The organism is Gilvimarinus xylanilyticus (assembly GCF_024195295.1).
GTDB classification, from domain to species: Bacteria; Pseudomonadota; Gammaproteobacteria; order Pseudomonadales; family Cellvibrionaceae; genus Gilvimarinus; species Gilvimarinus xylanilyticus.
The window spans coordinates 95505-110828 of sequence record NZ_JAMFTH010000006.1 but is presented as its reverse complement, the minus strand read 5'-3'; the positions used below and the strand labels follow the sequence as shown (position 1 = coordinate 110828).

Annotated in this window: 10 protein-coding genes; 8 read left to right on the top strand and 2 right to left on the bottom strand. The window is 54.7% G+C overall.

Annotated elements, in window-relative coordinates:
* The first annotated feature begins 70 nt into the window (after positions 1-70).
* The 5 genes from ettA to arfB all read left to right on the top strand — a co-directional run bounded on the left by ettA (position 71) and on the right by arfB (position 6729).
* Positions 71-1735, top strand: a complete 1665-nt coding sequence (ettA, locus tag M6D89_RS15310; RefSeq protein ID WP_253968969.1) for an energy-dependent translational throttle protein EttA — start codon at positions 71-73, stop codon at positions 1733-1735.
* Positions 1736-1988: 253 nt separating this feature from the next.
* Positions 1989-4214: a patatin-like phospholipase family protein gene (locus M6D89_RS15305; RefSeq protein WP_253968968.1), complete on the top strand. Its 2226-nt coding sequence runs from the start codon at positions 1989-1991 to the stop codon at positions 4212-4214.
* Positions 4215-4328: 114 nt separating this feature from the next.
* Positions 4329-5393, top strand: coding sequence for an alkene reductase (locus M6D89_RS15300; RefSeq protein WP_253968967.1), 1065 nt, complete (start codon positions 4329-4331; stop codon positions 5391-5393).
* Positions 5394-5862: 469 nt separating this feature from the next.
* Entirely contained in the window at positions 5863-6273 is a 411-nt protein-coding gene (locus tag M6D89_RS15295; protein ID WP_253968966.1) for a hypothetical protein, read from the top strand.
* Between the two features lie 42 nt (positions 6274-6315).
* A complete protein-coding gene (gene arfB / locus M6D89_RS15290; RefSeq protein WP_253968965.1) occupies positions 6316-6729 on the top strand; it encodes an alternative ribosome rescue aminoacyl-tRNA hydrolase ArfB in 414 nt (137 codons plus the stop codon).
* A 60-nt stretch (positions 6730-6789) separates the two neighbouring features.
* On the opposite strand, the gene M6D89_RS15285 is transcribed toward arfB, so the two are convergent.
* Complete coding sequence (locus M6D89_RS15285) at positions 6790-7212, bottom strand: CBS domain-containing protein (protein ID WP_253968964.1); 423 nt, start codon at positions 7210-7212, stop codon at positions 6790-6792.
* A 321-nt stretch (positions 7213-7533) separates the two neighbouring features.
* Between M6D89_RS15285 and M6D89_RS15280 the strand changes: the two genes are divergently transcribed.
* The 3 genes from M6D89_RS15280 to M6D89_RS15270 are packed head-to-tail and all read left to right on the top strand — an operon-like array spanning position 7534 to position 12792.
* The gene (locus tag M6D89_RS15280; protein ID WP_253968963.1) at positions 7534-8841 is read left to right on the top strand and encodes an acetyl-CoA C-acetyltransferase; all 1308 of its coding nucleotides are present in this window, start codon (positions 7534-7536) and stop codon (positions 8839-8841) included.
* An 8-nt stretch (positions 8842-8849) separates the two neighbouring features.
* Positions 8850-10961 (top strand): 3-hydroxyacyl-CoA dehydrogenase NAD-binding domain-containing protein, encoded by a 2112-nt coding sequence (locus M6D89_RS15275; protein ID WP_253968962.1) that lies wholly within the window; start codon positions 8850-8852, stop codon positions 10959-10961.
* On the top strand, positions 10948-12792 hold the full coding sequence (locus M6D89_RS15270; RefSeq protein WP_253968961.1) for an acetyl-CoA hydrolase/transferase C-terminal domain-containing protein: 1845 nt from the start codon (positions 10948-10950) through the stop codon (positions 12790-12792). Before M6D89_RS15275 ends, M6D89_RS15270 begins: the two co-directional genes overlap by 14 nt.
* A gap of 9 nt (positions 12793-12801) precedes the next feature.
* Here the strand turns inward: M6D89_RS15270 and M6D89_RS15265 are convergent, their stop codons facing one another.
* Positions 12802-15258 (bottom strand): vitamin K epoxide reductase family protein, encoded by a 2457-nt coding sequence (locus M6D89_RS15265; RefSeq protein WP_253968960.1) that lies wholly within the window; start codon positions 15256-15258, stop codon positions 12802-12804.
* Between the last annotated feature and the right edge of the window lie 66 nt (positions 15259-15324).

Sequence of the window (15324 nt, the reverse complement as noted above, 5' to 3'; positions counted from 1 at the left end):
TGCGCGTTTTATTCCAACCGGCCAACTCCGGCCAATTCCGCCCGCTGGCGGCCAGCATGAGGCAAGCTAAATGGCACAGTACGTATTCACCATGAACCGGGTGGGCAAGGTCGTCCCCCCGAAACGCGAAATTCTTAAAGACATTTCTCTGTCGTTCTTTCCCGGCGCCAAGATTGGTGTTTTGGGCTTAAATGGCTCGGGTAAGTCCACGCTGCTGCGGATTATGGCTGGCGTTGACACCGAATATAACGGCGAAGCCCGCCCCATGCCGGACATCAAAATCGGCTACCTGCCCCAGGAGCCCGAGCTGGACCCGGAAAAAGACGTGCGCGGCAACGTCGAAGACGGCGTGCGCGAGGCGGTGGATGCACTGGCCGAACTGGAACAAATTTACATCGACTACGCCGACCCGGACGCCGACTTTGACGAGCTGGCGAAAAAACAGGCGCGCTGCGAAGACATTATTCAGGCCTGGGACGGACACAACCTGAACAACACTCTCGAGGTGGCCGCCGACGCCCTGCGCCTGCCGCCCTGGGATGCCGACGTGACCAAGCTGTCCGGTGGTGAGCGCCGCCGCGTGGCCCTGTGCCGCCTGCTGCTATCGCGCCCCGACATGCTGCTGCTGGACGAGCCCACCAACCACCTGGACGCCGAAAGTGTGTTCTGGCTGGAGCAGTTCCTGCAAAACTTTAACGGCACCGTAGTGGCCATTACCCACGACCGCTACTTTTTGGACAATGCCGCCGGCTGGATTCTGGAACTGGACCGCGGCCACGGCATTCCCTACGAGGGCAACTACTCCGATTGGCTGGAAGCGAAAGAAAAACGTCTGGAGCAAGAAGCCAAGTCAGAAGCCTCGCATCAAAAAGCCATTAAGGCCGAGCTGGAGTGGGTGCGCACCAATCCCAAAGGCCGTCAGGCCAAAAGCAAGGCGCGATTGGCCCGCTTTGATGAGCTGCAAAGCCAGGAATTCCAGACCCGCAACGAAACCAACGAAATCTATATCCCGCCGGGCGAGCGCTTGGGCGATAAAGTCATCGAGCTGGAAAACGTCAGCAAAGGCTATGGCGATCGCCTGCTAATCGACAACCTGACCATGAGCATCCCCAAAGGGGCCGTGGTGGGGATCGTGGGCGGTAATGGTGCGGGTAAATCCACCCTGTTCCGTATGATTGCCGGCACCGAACAACCCGACAGCGGTACTGTGACCCTGGGCGAAACGGTCAACGTCGCCTACGTAGAACAAAGCCGTGAAAACCTGCAGGACAACCAAACCGTGTGGGAAGCCATCTCTGACGGCCAGGATATTCTGCGCATCGGCAACTACGAAGTATCCAGCCGCTCGTACGTGGGCCGCTTTAACTTTAAAGGCTCGGACCAGCAAAAACGCGTGGGCGAGCTGTCCGGTGGTGAGCGCGGCCGCCTGCACCTGGCCAACACTCTTAAACAAGGGGCCAACGTACTCTTGTTGGACGAACCGTCCAACGACCTGGACGTAGAAACCCTGCGCGCCCTGGAAGACGCGATTCTCGCCTTCCCCGGCTGCGTGATGGTGATTTCGCACGATCGCTGGTTCCTGGATCGTATCGCCACCCATATTCTCGCCTACGAAGGCGACTCGGAAGTGGAGTTCTTCGAAGGTAACTACACCGATTACCACGAAGACTTTATCAAACGCAAAGGGCAGGATGCCCAGCCCAAGCGGATGAAATACAAGCCGCTGAAAGACTAACAACTTAAAACGCGCCTCCGGGCGCGTTTTTTATCGGCGATTCTTTTCTATAATAGCCCCATACGGAAAGGGGGCTCACAGTGAAAGAATGGAAACACATATTTACCCGGCAGAATAACAAAGGTACCCAAGCGGCGGCGCTATTCACAAGCTTACCGCAACACCCCCGCGATACAATTGCCAGCATAGGGCGCGACAAAACGGCTTTGGGAAAAGCCCGTTTGCGTCACGGTTTACCCTGCGGGGCACATTCATGATGCGCACTTGGTGTGTTTTGCTTTGCCTGCCGTTAATAACCTGGGCCAACGAGGCGCCACGTAACCAATGCGGCCACATTACTGACCGCCCCTGTGTGGGTTTGGTGCTGGGTGGGGGCGGCGCCCGCGGCGGCGCGCACATTGGGGTGCTCGAAGCACTGGAGTCACAGGGAGTACCCATTGACCTGGTGGTAGGCACCAGCATCGGATCGTTTGTGGGCGCTATGTATGCCAGTGGCAAAAGCGCTGAAGAGATTCAACTGATTTTCGCCCATGCCAACTGGGACAGCGGCTACCAAGACAGCCTACCGCGCAGCCAAATCCCCAACCGACGCAAGCGCCAACTGGATGACTTTCCGATTCATCTGGATTTAGGTTTTGACGGCCACTCGGTGCGCCTGCCCCAGGGCGTGCTGCAAGGCCAGGGGATGAAAGACCTTATCGACCAGTTAGTGGGTACGCATGCGACCTATGAAAGCTTCGATAACCTGGCCATTCCCTTTCGCGCAGTCGCAGCGGATATTACCACGGGTGAACAGGTGGTATTGTCTCGCGGCGATCTAAGCACTGCCTTACAAGCATCAATGTCCATTCCCGGTATTGTACGCCCTATTGAGTACCAGGGGCATTTGCTGGTGGACGGCGGCATTGCCAATAACCTGCCCATCAGTGTCGCCCGCAACCTGGGTGCCGATGTCATTATTGCGGTAGATATAGGAGCGGCCAATCAAAGCCGCGAAGAGCTGAGTTCCAGCATCAATATCTTAAAGCAGCTTACAAACTTTTTAACTCATAAAAACGTCGCCGAGCAAAAAGCAACACTCACCGAAAATGACCTTTATATTCATCTTCAGTTGGATAACATCGGCATGCTGGATTTTGATAAAGTCTCCGCCGCTGCACACGAGGGTTATCGACAAGCCCACCCGATGATCGCCAACAGCAAAGTCCTGGCTTCGCTTGCCGAACTCTCCGAGCAGTCGCCGCAAGACAGACAACTCGACCCCGAACACACCCTGCGCTTAGATCGTATTCGCCTGGTCAACCATTCTCGCCTCGGGGATGACTACATACTGAACCGCATGGATTTACGCGAAGGTCAGGTGTATAGCAGCGCAGAGATTCACGAAGGGGTAGAAAGACTCTACGGCCAGGGAACCATTGCCCGGGTTCGCACGACGCTCAGTCACGATACCGGCGGCAATACCCTGAACACCATTGTCGACGAGAAAGAATGGGGCCCGGGGTACATGGACTTCAAAATATCCCTGGAAGACGATCTGGAATCACAGAGCCGTTACCAGCTGGGCATGAACTACCGACGCACCAATCTCTCCCCTTACGGCGCCGAATGGTATTCCACGGTAGAGCTGGGCACCGAGAAAATACTTTCCACCGAACTCTACTGGCCCATCAACACCACTCGATTCTTTTGGGAACTGGGCGCGCGCTACGATCGCGACATATACAGCTACCGCAACGAAGGGATTGGTTTTGGCGACATTATTGAAACCGAGTTTGGCATTTTAGGGGCACTGGGCTACAACGTCTCGGATAAACTCGACATAATCGCCGGTCCCTTTTTCGCCGAGGGCGAGCTCGAACTTCCCGCACTACTGGCGCAGAGCACGGGAGCCGAACAGATTGACTACCGGCAACAAGGCGTACAGATAAACTTTGATTTTGACAACCTTAATCACCCCAGTTTTCCCAGCCGTGGATGGAAATACGAACTCAATCTAACCCGCTCTCAATTCGACCTGTTAGGCGACTCAACCGATTCGACCCAGGTGACCTCCGAATTAATCGGCGCTGCCTCATACCAACGACACAGTTGGCGCGCCGAGCTGGAATTGAACGCCACCCTCAATGATGACCCGCTGGCCATTACCGGTGCCTCCAGCTTGGGTGGTTTTTTAAAACTATCCGGTAACCCGCCGGACTTTATTTCGGGTCAACACACACGCTTTGCCAGCATGGTTTACACCTATCGTTTGGCCGATGGTAACTACCGTATTCTCAATATTCCGCTATACGCGGGCGGCTCGATTGAAGCGGGTAACGCCTGGGTAGAACAAGACAAGATCGACTACGCCGATTTGATCTATTCGGGCAGCGTGTTTTTAGGGTGGGACAGCCCACTGGGGCCGGCCTATCTCGCCTGGGGTAAGTCGGATACCGGAAACCAAAGCGCCTATATTTTTATGGGCGTTACCTTCTGACAAAACTTTACCCTAGATGCGTTAAATGGCGCCTTGAATTAAACCGATTGCGCTACATATGAAAGAGAACCGGCGAGATCGTTCGCCCACCCTAACCGCCTGAGGAACTTTTTTATGAGCAGCTTGTTCGAGCCCATACAAATCGGTGAACTGTCGTTAGCCAATCGCATTATTATGGCCCCGTTAACCCGCTGCCGCGCCGACGCAGGCCGGGTACCTAGCGACTTAATGGCCGAGTGCTACCGCCAGCGAGCCGGCGCTGGAATGATCATCAGTGAAGCCACCTCGGTAACCCCTATGGGGGTCGGCTACCCAGACACGCCCGGCATTTGGTCCGAAGAGCAGGTTAAAGGCTGGCAAAAAGTCACCCAGGCGGTGCACGCCGAAGGTGGCAATATACTACTGCAGTTATGGCATGTGGGCAGAATTTCTGACCCCATGTACCTCGACGGCCAACTTCCGGTGGCCCCCAGCGCGCTAAAACCCGAAGGCCATGTAAGCCTGGTGAGGCCCATCAAAGAATACGTAACACCGTGCGCCCTGCACACCGAAGAAGTTGCCGAGGTGATTGAAGCCTTCCGCAAAGGCGCGGAAAACGCCAAAAAAGCCGGCTTTGATGGGGTCGAGATTCACGGCGCCAATGGCTATTTGCTGGATCAGTTCTTACAGAGCAGCACCAACCTGCGCACCGATCAATACGGCGGCAGTTTGGAGAATCGCGCTCGGTTACTGTTAGAAATTACCGATGCCGTGCTCAGCGTATGGCCCGCTGGCCGGGTAGGCATGCACCTGGCGCCGCGCGGCGATGGCCACGACATGGGAGATGACAACCCCGGCGAAACCTTTGGCTACCTCGCCGAACAACTCGGCAAGCGCAACTTGGCCTTCTTATGCAGCCGCGAGCACGAGGCAGAGGACAGTCTGGGGCCCTTGCTTAAAGAGCGCTTTGGCGGTGTCTACATTGCCAATGAAAAGTTTGATAAATCCAGTGCTGAGCGCTGGCTAACCGAAGGCAAAGCGGACGCTTTTGCGTTCGGTGTGCTCTTTATCGCCAACCCGGACCTACCCGAACGCTGGCGCCTGGACGCCGAACTGAATACGCCGCGCCCGGAGCTGTTTTACGGCGGAGGCAAAGAAGGCTATATCGACTACCCCAGCCTTGAGGAGGAGCCTGCGTAACGAAGGGTTGGCGTGCTGTGTGATTAACGGTGGGACTTGTTGTCCCGCACTATAAGCGCTAGTGTCTGGCTTGGGAACCTCTGATCAAGTCCCCAGCGGTCTCTGCGCGAGTCAAAACGTTCGCTCCTTCGCCGGAAAATGCTCCTGCCTTTCCGGCATTCGGGCAACCCATTGCCCTTGGCGCGCTTCGCAGGCAATGGCCATAGTCCTTGGCAAGAAGTGCAACGCAGCGGATGGACGTTTTGGCCGCGCCCTTCGGGGCTTACAGAAGCCACTGGGAACTTAATCAGAGGCTTCTTAGATCAATAACAGCCAAGGAACGCTTATGAAACTCACACCTTTAACTCTCCTGTTATTACTCACCCTTTCCGTACCGGCTCAAGCTTGGCAACAAGGTTTTTTAGTAACTAATTGTAACCCCCAAGTGCCACTACTCTCTTTAAACCCAGTATGGGTTGACGGCACGGTCATGCGACATAACGGTCAACCAACCGGCGAAATCAACACCCCCAATCTTTACAGCAATATGTGGACGCTGGGCGCACGTGGCTTTTTCAATTGCTTACTGCCGAATGAAACCAGTGTAGAAGTACAAACCCAGAACGACTCGGCACGATTCTCAGTCAGCATTAATAACCACACCATTATTCATCACTTGAGCGCTAAACCCGATTACCACCTAAGCGCAAACAACAAACTCTATCACGCTCGAGTTGTGAGCTTTAACAGCAACGCAACAAGCTGGACCCTGACTATGGCGCTGACCGAAAAGGGAACATCAGCGCTCAAGCAAGCACTCTGGCTGGAAATCACCCGGGACATCGACGACACCCCCGAGCCCATAACCTATCAGAGTCTGATTCAGGATTACCTGCAGTAATATCTATCTGCAGTAACAACGTATGGCTGATATACTGACGCCATGTTAAAGATCAGCCATAACGTCACTCTCGCCGACTGGGAAATCGATTTACAGTTTATTCGCGCTCAGGGGGCGGGGGGCCAAAACGTCAACAAAGTGGCCAGTGCCGTGCATCTGCGCTTTGACATCCACCGCTCGACTCTGCCTGCCTACTACAAAGAGCGACTGCTCAAGCTGAACGATCAACGCATCAGTAAAGAAGGGGTGGTGGTGATTAAGGCCCAGCAACATCGCACCCAGGACAAGAATCGCGACGATGCCTTGAACCGGCTTAAAGAGTTGATTTTAAAAGCGGGCTACCAACCCAAAAGACGCAAACCCACGCGTCCAACGCGCAGTTCGCAAAACAAACGTATGGATAAGAAAACCCAGCGCGGGCAAATCAAACGCAACCGCGGCAAGGTTCAGTTATAGTGCACCGAAACCATTGTAACTGCTTCCGGTGCTGCCGAATCGGCTCACGAATAAACTCGTTTAATGATAAAGCCGACTGGCGTTGACCACTCGCTGACTGAGGTCACCACTTTGGCAGTGAGCGGCAATATCACCCAGCGACACTACCCCCACAAAGTCTTTGTTAGTGTCATTGTTCAACACCACAAAACGCTGTACGCGCTGGTCTTGCATGCTTTGCAGGACATCGGTAATGGCATCATCTTCATAGCAGTAAAGCACCTTACCGCTGGCGATATTTTTGACTTGCTCATCAAGAGACTTACCCTCGGCAACCGCACGGACGGCGATATCCCGATCCGTCACAATTCCCACAATTTTTTCGTTGTGGGCAATCGGGGTAAAGCCTCGATCGGCATCGCGCATTCTCTCGGCTGCCTCGCGGATCGTGGCCTCCTGCTCCAGATACTCGGGTCTTTCACTCATTACATCGCGAACTTTCATACATACCTCCGCAAATATTGCGATTGAGTTAAGCGTTCAAACTGTCTCACGCAAGAGCCATTCCAGCAGGCGTAAGAGCTGCCCCCCCATACTTCGAACCCGGATTTGGGAACGCAAAGCTGTATAACTTGCACAAACCACCGAGGGGGCGAGCAAAATTTTCAACCCCCTGCGCGCAAATGCGGTTTGCAAGGACAAAAATTTGTGCATACTTTATGCAAGACTAAAAACAGGAGTAACGGACGCAAAGAATTGGACAAAGCAAGTAAATCGATTTGCTGCCATACTCAGATCCACGAGCGAACCACCAAAGGATTCACTATGAGCGCTTACACCTCATCCTCTGCGGGCACCCGCCCCGTTTATTTGGTAGACGGGGCCCGCACCCCCTTCCTTAAAGCCCGAGGTAAACCCGGCCCCTTCACCCCGGTAGATCTGGCCGTCCAGGCCGGTCGCAGCTTGCTGCTGCGTCACAGTCTCCCCCAAAATGCTTTTGACCAGGTGATATTGGGCTGCGTTAATGTGGTGGCCAGCGAAATGAATCCCGCCCGTATCGCCGCCTTGCGCTTAGGGCTGGCAGAGACCACGCCTGCTTTTACTATGCAGATCAACTGTGGCTCGGGGATGCAATCGGTGGATACCGCTTACCGCTATATTCGCGAGGGCCGGCAAGATCTGGTGCTGGCCGGCGGTACCGAAGCGCTGAGTCACGCGCCTTTAATGCTCACCCCCCAAGCCACTCACTGGCTGGCGGAGCTAGGACTGGCCCGCTCGATGGGCGACAAGCTCAAACACCTCACCAAGTTTAAACCCGGTTACATTAAGCCTGTGATCAGTTTGCAACAGGGCCTGACAGACCCGGTGGTGGAGTTAAACATGGGCCAAACCGCCGAGGTGGTCGCCAACCTGTTTAACATCAGCCGCGCACAGGCCGACGACTATGCCGCCAGCAGCCATATCCTGTTGGCCCAAGCCCAGCAAGAGGGCTGGCTAGACAACGAGGTCGTGCCCTTGTATGCCCCCGACGGCAAGGTTTACCCCCAGGATGACGGCGTTCGCCCCGATAGCACCGCGGCCAAACTTAGCAAGCTTAAACCCGTATTCGAGCGCCCTTACGGCAAAGTCACGGCGGGCAACAGCTCGCAAATTACCGATGGGGCCAGCTGGCTTATTCTGGCCTCAGAAGCGGCAGTAGAGAAATATGGACTGACCCCGCGTGCGGTGATCAAAGACAGCGAATGGTCGGGCCTTGAGCCAGAAATCATGGGGCTGGGCCCCGCCGTCAGTGCAGGCCGTTTAGCGCAGCGTAATAAGATGACCTTAGATGACATTGAGCTGCTGGAGCTGAACGAAGCCTTCGCCGCCCAAGTGTTGGGCTGCCTGGCGTCCTGGAACGACGTGGATTTTTGCCGCGCCGTGTTCGACTCGGAACCCTTAGGTCAATTTAACCGCGACCGCCTGAACATCGACGGCGGCGCTATCAGTCTGGGGCATCCGGTGGGCACCAGCGGCAATCGTATCGTGCTGCATTTAATGAATGCCCTGCACCGCAAAGGGTTAAAGCGCGGTATTGCAACCCAGTGTATCGGCGGCGGCCAGGCCGGTGCCATGTTAATCGAAACCGTGTAGGAGGCCTTATGAACGGTATTATTCTCAATAGCTTACGCGGCCGTGAAAAAGCCATAGGTCCTTTTACCGACGCCTCGGATGCTGATCCGAAAACCTGGCGCCACTGGTCATTAAAGCGCGACAGCGACGATATCGCCTGGCTGATGTTTGACTGCGAAGACGCCAGCGTCAACGTCTTGTCTCACCCAGTGCTGGAAGAGCTGGACGAAATTGTGATGGCTTTGCAATCCGACAAGCCCAAAGCCTTGGTGCTGCGTTCTGCCAAAAGCTCCAACTTTTGTGTGGGCGCCGACATTAAAGAGTTTGGCCAGTTGGAAACTCTGGATGCCGCGCGACAAAAACTCGAGGCAGCGCACAATGTCGCCAACCGTTTTGCCGCCCTGCCCTTTACCACCATTGCGGTAGTCCACGGCCACTGCTTTGGGGGCGGACTGGAATTGGCACTGGCGTGTGATTATCGTATTGGCGTGCAGGGCTCGGCCTATGGGTTTCCCGAAATTCTTTTGGGGCTGCATCCGGGCCTCGGCGGCACTGCTCGCAGCATAGCCCTAATCGATCCGGTGCAGGCCATGACCATGATGCTGACCGGAAAAACCCAGCGCGACTACCGCGCCAAAAAGCTGGGCCTGATTGATACTCTGGTTCCCGAGCGACATGTTTACGCGGCCATCGACGCCGCCGTATCGGGCGATCTGAAAAAGCGTCAACGCGACTTTAAAACACGCCTGATGCTCACCGGACCGGCCCGTAAATTGACGGCCAAAAAAATGCGTCAGGAGGCCGCCAAAAAGGCGCCCCCCAAGCATTACCCAGCCCCCAACCAATTAATTGATTTGTGGGAAGAGCACGGCGGCGATACGAAAGCCATGCTACGCGCTGAAATAGACTCTTTTTGCGAGCTGTTATTTACCGAAACCTCGCGCAATCTAGTGCGGGTATTCTTTTTACAAGAGAACCTGAAAAAGCAGGCCAGCAGCGCCGAGACCCAGGCCCAATTCAAACACGTGCATGTGGTTGGCGCGGGCGCCATGGGCGGCGATATCGCCGGTTGGTGTGCGCTGCAGGGCTTTACCGTAACACTATTCGATATGAAGCCCGAGATTATCGGCAAGGCGATTGGCCGCACCGCCAAACTTTGCGAGAAAAAGCGCCTGGGCGAGGCAGACAAACGCGCAGTGCTCGATCGCCTGATTCCCGACTTAACCCACGCTGGCGCTTCTTTGGCCGATGTTATTATTGAAGCAGTGCCGGAAAAATTAGAAATTAAACGCCAAGTCTACGCCGATATTGAGCCGCGTATGAAAGACGGCGCGATACTGGGTACCAACACCTCCAGTATCCCTTTGGACGACCTGGCCCAAGAGCTTAAAAAGCCAGAGCTTCTGGTCGGGCTACATTTCTTTAACCCAGTAGCGCAAATGCAATTGCTGGAAGTGGTCAAGCACGTAAAGCTTGCCGACGAGACCTTTCAAAAAGCCCTGGCCTTTACCGGCAAGATCAAACGCCTGCCAGTACCGGTTGCCGGTACACCGGGCTTTTTAGTAAACCGAGCGCTAACGCCCTATTTGCTTGAGGCTATTGTGCTGCTGGATGAAGGGGTTAAGGCCGAAGTTATCGACAAAGCCGCCGAAGATTTTGGCATGCCCATGGGGCCGGTTGAGCTTGCGGATATTGTGGGTCTGGATATTTGCCTCGGAGTCGCGCAAATGCTGCGTGACTCGCTCGACAGCAATATGCCCGAAGCGCCGGATTGGCTGATTAAAAAAGTCGAGGCCGGTGACTTGGGTAAGAAAACGGGCAAAGGGCTGTATACCTGGAAGGATAATAAGCCGGAAAAATCAGGCGATGTAGACAGCGTCCCCGACGGGCTTACCGATCGCTTACTCTTGCCGCTTATCAACACCTGCAAAGCCTGTTTGCGCGAGGGCGTGATTGAAGACGAAAAATTGCTGGATGGCGCCATGATTTTCGGCACCGGGTTTGCGCCCTTCAAAGGCGGCCCCATGCATTACAGTCAAACGCGGGGCGAAGCCAACATTAAACACGCCCTTGACGGGCTTGCCGATAAGTACGGCGAGCGCTTTACCCCCGATAGCAGCTGGGATAATGCCACTGACTAATCACTACCAGAGTGCCGAGCGGGCGGCACAGGACATTGTCGCCCGTCTTGGCAACCGGATTAATCTTGCTCTTCCCTTAGGCATTGGCAAAGCCAACCGGCTTGTTAATGCCCTATACCAGATCGCGTGCAACAACCCTGATATTCAGTTGCACATCTACACGGCAATTACCTTACAAATACCCCAACCCAGCAATGAATTGGCTAAACGGTTTTTGGCCCCTATAAGCGAGCGTTTTTTTGCCGGCTATCCGACACTGGAGTACGCCAGCGCTCTGCGAGACAATGCCCTGCCCAATAATATCAAAGTAACCGAGTTCTTCTTTCAACCGGCCGCGTGGCTAGGTAACCCCCAGGCGCAACAAAGCTACGCCTCAATCAACTACACCCACGCTCTGAACTATTTACTGGAAGCCGGTATTAATTTAGTTCTGCAACTGGTCGCTCCCGGCGCCTCTGACGATTCGTACAATTTAAGTGGCAACCCGGATATTACCGCTGACTTACTCAAAGTTCGCCGCGATGGACGCGCCGACTTCCTGCTGGCTGGCGAAATCAACGCTAACCTTCCTGTCATGCAGGGCGACACCGAATGCCAAGCGCCAGAGTTTTCTGTAGTGCTGGAAAATAAAGATACCCACTACCCACTCTTTACGCCCCCGCGCAACCCGGCCACCCTTACCGATCATGCCATCGCGCTGCACACTGCGGGGTTAATCAAAGACGGCGGCACTTTGCAGATCGGCATAGGCTCAATCAGCGACGCCATTGCCCACGCCCTGGTAATGCGCCACACGAAAAACGATGTTTTTGTCGATTTGCAAAAAGCGCTCGGCGTCGAAAAGGGCCAAGGCCACACCGCCCCGTTTAATGAAGGACTTTATGGCCTTAGTGAAATGCTCGTAGAGGGCTTTATACCCCTACTGACGGAGGGAATTATCCGGCGGAAGGTGAACGGGACTCTAATTCACGCGGGATTCTTTATGGGCAGCCCTGGCTTCTATCGCGATCTTGAGGCTTTACCCAAACAGCTGCGCGAAAGTATCGCGATGATGCCTGTATCCTTTGTCAATCAGCTGTACGGGGAGGAAGCGCAAAAGCGTCGAGAACGCCGTCACGCGCGCTTTATAAACTGCGCGATTATGGCAACTCTAACGGGAGCAGTGGTTTCCGATGGATTAGACAATGGACAAGTCATTAGTGGTGTGGGTGGACAATACAACTTTGTCGAGCAGGCTTTTGCGCTGGGCGTTGAGGCGCGCTCCATCATCACCCTACGTGCCACCCGTACCCACAAGGGAAAGGTTAGGTCTAATATCGTCTGGCAATACGGGCATACCACTATTCCCCGACATTTACGCGATATTATTGTGACCGAATACGGGGTAGCCGATCTGCGGGGGAAAAGCGATGCCGATGTCATTGCTGAGATGCTTAAGGTTACCGATTCACGCTTTCAAAACGAGCTTCTCAAACAGGCGCAAAAAGCAGGCAAGATTGCAACCAATTACACCATTCCTCACGCTTACCGGCGCAACACCCCCGAGCAACTTTCCCAAACCCTGCGCGCCGCTGTTAGAGCGAGCCACTTACCTCACTTCCCATTAGGCAGCGATTTTAGCCAAGAAGAACAGAGCCTCGCGGTAGCACTGTCTGAGCTGAAAAAAACAGCAGGCTCGATACAGGTGCTGCCCTTGCTTTGGCAGGGTTTTACCCACCAAGGCGGCCACCGCAAAGAGCTGGAACGCATGAAACTGAACAAACCCCGCACCTGGCGAGAAGCAATTATGCGAATCGTAATACTTGGTGCACTCAGAAAAACACGGCCTTGAATGAGTGTACTACCCCTTAACCCATCCGTCGTATTGCCCCACAACCGACAAGCGCTTAAAGGACAACGCAATCAACACCAGCCCGCAGACTATACCGTTTATTAGCGATAACATGGGCGCACCAGACACCAGCATTGCGCCGATCAGGGTTAGCCCCAGCGGCAGTAAACACCAACGTGCCAGTCTTGCCACCTCAGCAAAAGCACACACCGCCGCCGTGATGGCGAGAGCGCCAACGACATGATCCCAGTGCGCCACCGTGCCTTCTGCCCCCAGCGTAACTCGGGTAAGCATCAGCCATACACCCACGGCAATCGCGCCCAGCATGGTCCAAGGCAGGGTGACTCCACCGGCAAACATATCTTTAACAACCGCAAACGGTGAACGCTCAAAGTCATCGCTGATCTTTTCATTCGGACCTTCATCGGTATCGCCGGTAAAGAATATTTTCAACACCGGACGCCCCGCTTTATGCCGACGCTTTAAGAACTGATAAGTCGCCACAAGCTCGTCCAGAGAATAGGGAATTTGCAAGAGCATCGCCGCTGCCCCGATCAAACACAGGGTGCACCAGGTACCAATGACAATGGGCTGAATAATAATAAAACCAATAGAGACAATACCTAAAGGCACAATCATAAAGCCGAACAATGTGACCAGCCAGGGCATGGTTCGCCAGCGTCGGGTTGACCCCAGCAAGCCGGTTAGAATCTCTAAGGCGTAGGTCATGGCACCGACCCCGGCATCGGGCACCGGCCAAGCTTCGGAGACCTCGGAAGTAATAATCTCTTCGGTACCATTTTTAGGATCCGGGCCGCCGAGAAAGAAGGGCTCCCACACCGCATCAATGTGTCCCAGCTGATAAGCAGTCATATAGCGGGACACAAAAAAGCCCACGAACGCGAGCAGAATAATAGGCGCCCGCTGAAACCAACTGGACGGGTTAACATCCCAGCCCTTGGGAATCGTCGGCCCGGTCATTTCGGCGGCTACGCTGATGCCGGGCGTAGGCGGCACCAGGGCGGAAAAACCAATCGCCAGCATCCCGATAACGGTCGAGTTTAAATAACCCGCTGCACTCGGGGTCCACAAAGCCAGGGGAGCAAACAACAACCACAAACCTACCAAGGTGCCGCCCCATCTGGCCCAGTTTAATCGCCAGCTGAGCGAGAGGAAGCCCGTGAGTATTAGTAATGCCCCACTGATATAATCACTGAGCGCCAGGGGCGTTTGTGCATAATTCATGACCGGGGGCGAGGTGACCAGCCAAGCCCCCAGCCCCATGGTGAGAAACGGCGCCCAAAGATACTGTGCGTGCAGTTGGCGCTGCTGCTGTTGATAGCGGTTTTGTAAGTCGTCGGGGTTTTGTTTTTTCTCCTTCGCGCCGCGCATATCATCGGTGGGCGTTATGCCGTTATTTTCGTACCACCTTAACGGGTCTTTTTTCAGGTTTTGAATCAAGGCGCCTAAACACTGATCTAGGCGTCTTTGAGGCTCCCAACCCAAGTCAACCTTAGCTTTGCGACAATCGAGCTCGTAGTGATCCGAGGCCATTTCGGTCATAAAAGGTCGAATAAACGGTTTCTCGCCTTTATCAAAATCGTCGGGCACCACCGGCTCGGATTTTTCTTCCAACCAGGCACCGGCCTTGGCGATTGTCTGCGGCACCTCAAAAGTCTGCCATTCGCGCTCGCCGTGAATGAGCTCACCAATACGGTTTTGCAACGCCTCGTAGCTCAGAGTGGTTTCTTCGCCGGCCAAAACGACATGCTGTTCGGGCAACTCGGTGCGTTTAGCCACAGCGCGGACAAATAAATCCTGCATATCCTCGGTATGCAAAAACGCCTGCCCAGCGCCGGTATTGCCCGAGTACATGTGGCTTTTAAAACCCTGCTCGTAAATACGGGCGATTTGGTGCGCCAAGGTGGGCACACAGGTTTGCTCATTATAGAGCCCCGCCAGGCGCAAAATGCTGTAGGGCATGTCAGCTTCGTGAGAGATGACTTCTTCTACTTGGGCTTTGGACTCGGGGTAAATCCAAGACGGGCCCAGGGGTGATTGTTCGGTAATTTTATGGCCGGGCACACCTGGCTCGTGGACCAACATGGTGCTGGCGTAAAAAAAGCGCTCAACTTGGTAGGTGTTTAGCGCTTTTAGCAGGTTGCGCGTACCGTCAACATTCACGGCCTGGTAGAGCGGCGAGGGCTCGCCGGTAAAATCGAAATACGCAGCGAGGTGAATAACCGCCGCAAACTGCTCGCCATATTCCTGCGCGCATTGCTGCAGCGCCAAGGCGACGGAATCGTGTGAGGTTAAATCCAGGGTAAAACTGGCATCGGCGTTTGGGGCTTCGTCCCGATCCAATGAGATAACCGTATACTGATCGCCCAGCGCCTGAATCAGCGCTCCGCCTAAGTTGCCGGCACCGCCGGTAATTAACACTAAAGGTTTAGAGTTGTCCGCCATTGTTGCCATCCCGGGTTACATGGAATAAACCGGTGTGAAGCAAAAAATGCTCCGCCCCTGCAGTGG

Bases quoted from the DNA above. Each gene is read 5' to 3' on its own strand.
- M6D89_RS15270 (WP_253968961.1), top strand. From the start codon at position 10,948: ATGCCACTGACTAATCACTACCAGAGTGCCGAGCGGGCGGCACAGGAC.
- M6D89_RS15280 (WP_253968963.1), top strand. From the start codon at position 7,534: ATGAGCGCTTACACCTCATCCTCTGCGGGCACCCGCCCCGTTTATTTG.
- M6D89_RS15265 (WP_253968960.1), bottom strand. From the start codon at position 15,258: ATGGCGGACAACTCTAAACCTTTAGTGTTAATTACCGGCGGTGCCGGC.
- M6D89_RS15295 (WP_253968966.1), top strand. From the start codon at position 5,863: ATGCGACATAACGGTCAACCAACCGGCGAAATCAACACCCCCAATCTT.
- M6D89_RS15300 (WP_253968967.1), top strand. From the start codon at position 4,329: ATGAGCAGCTTGTTCGAGCCCATACAAATCGGTGAACTGTCGTTAGCC.
- M6D89_RS15305 (WP_253968968.1), top strand. From the start codon at position 1,989: ATGATGCGCACTTGGTGTGTTTTGCTTTGCCTGCCGTTAATAACCTGG.
- M6D89_RS15285 (WP_253968964.1), bottom strand. From the start codon at position 7,212: ATGAAAGTTCGCGATGTAATGAGTGAAAGACCCGAGTATCTGGAGCAG.
- M6D89_RS15275 (WP_253968962.1), top strand. From the start codon at position 8,850: ATGAACGGTATTATTCTCAATAGCTTACGCGGCCGTGAAAAAGCCATA.
- ettA (WP_253968969.1), top strand. From the start codon at position 71: ATGGCACAGTACGTATTCACCATGAACCGGGTGGGCAAGGTCGTCCCC.
- arfB (WP_253968965.1), top strand. From the start codon at position 6,316: ATGTTAAAGATCAGCCATAACGTCACTCTCGCCGACTGGGAAATCGAT.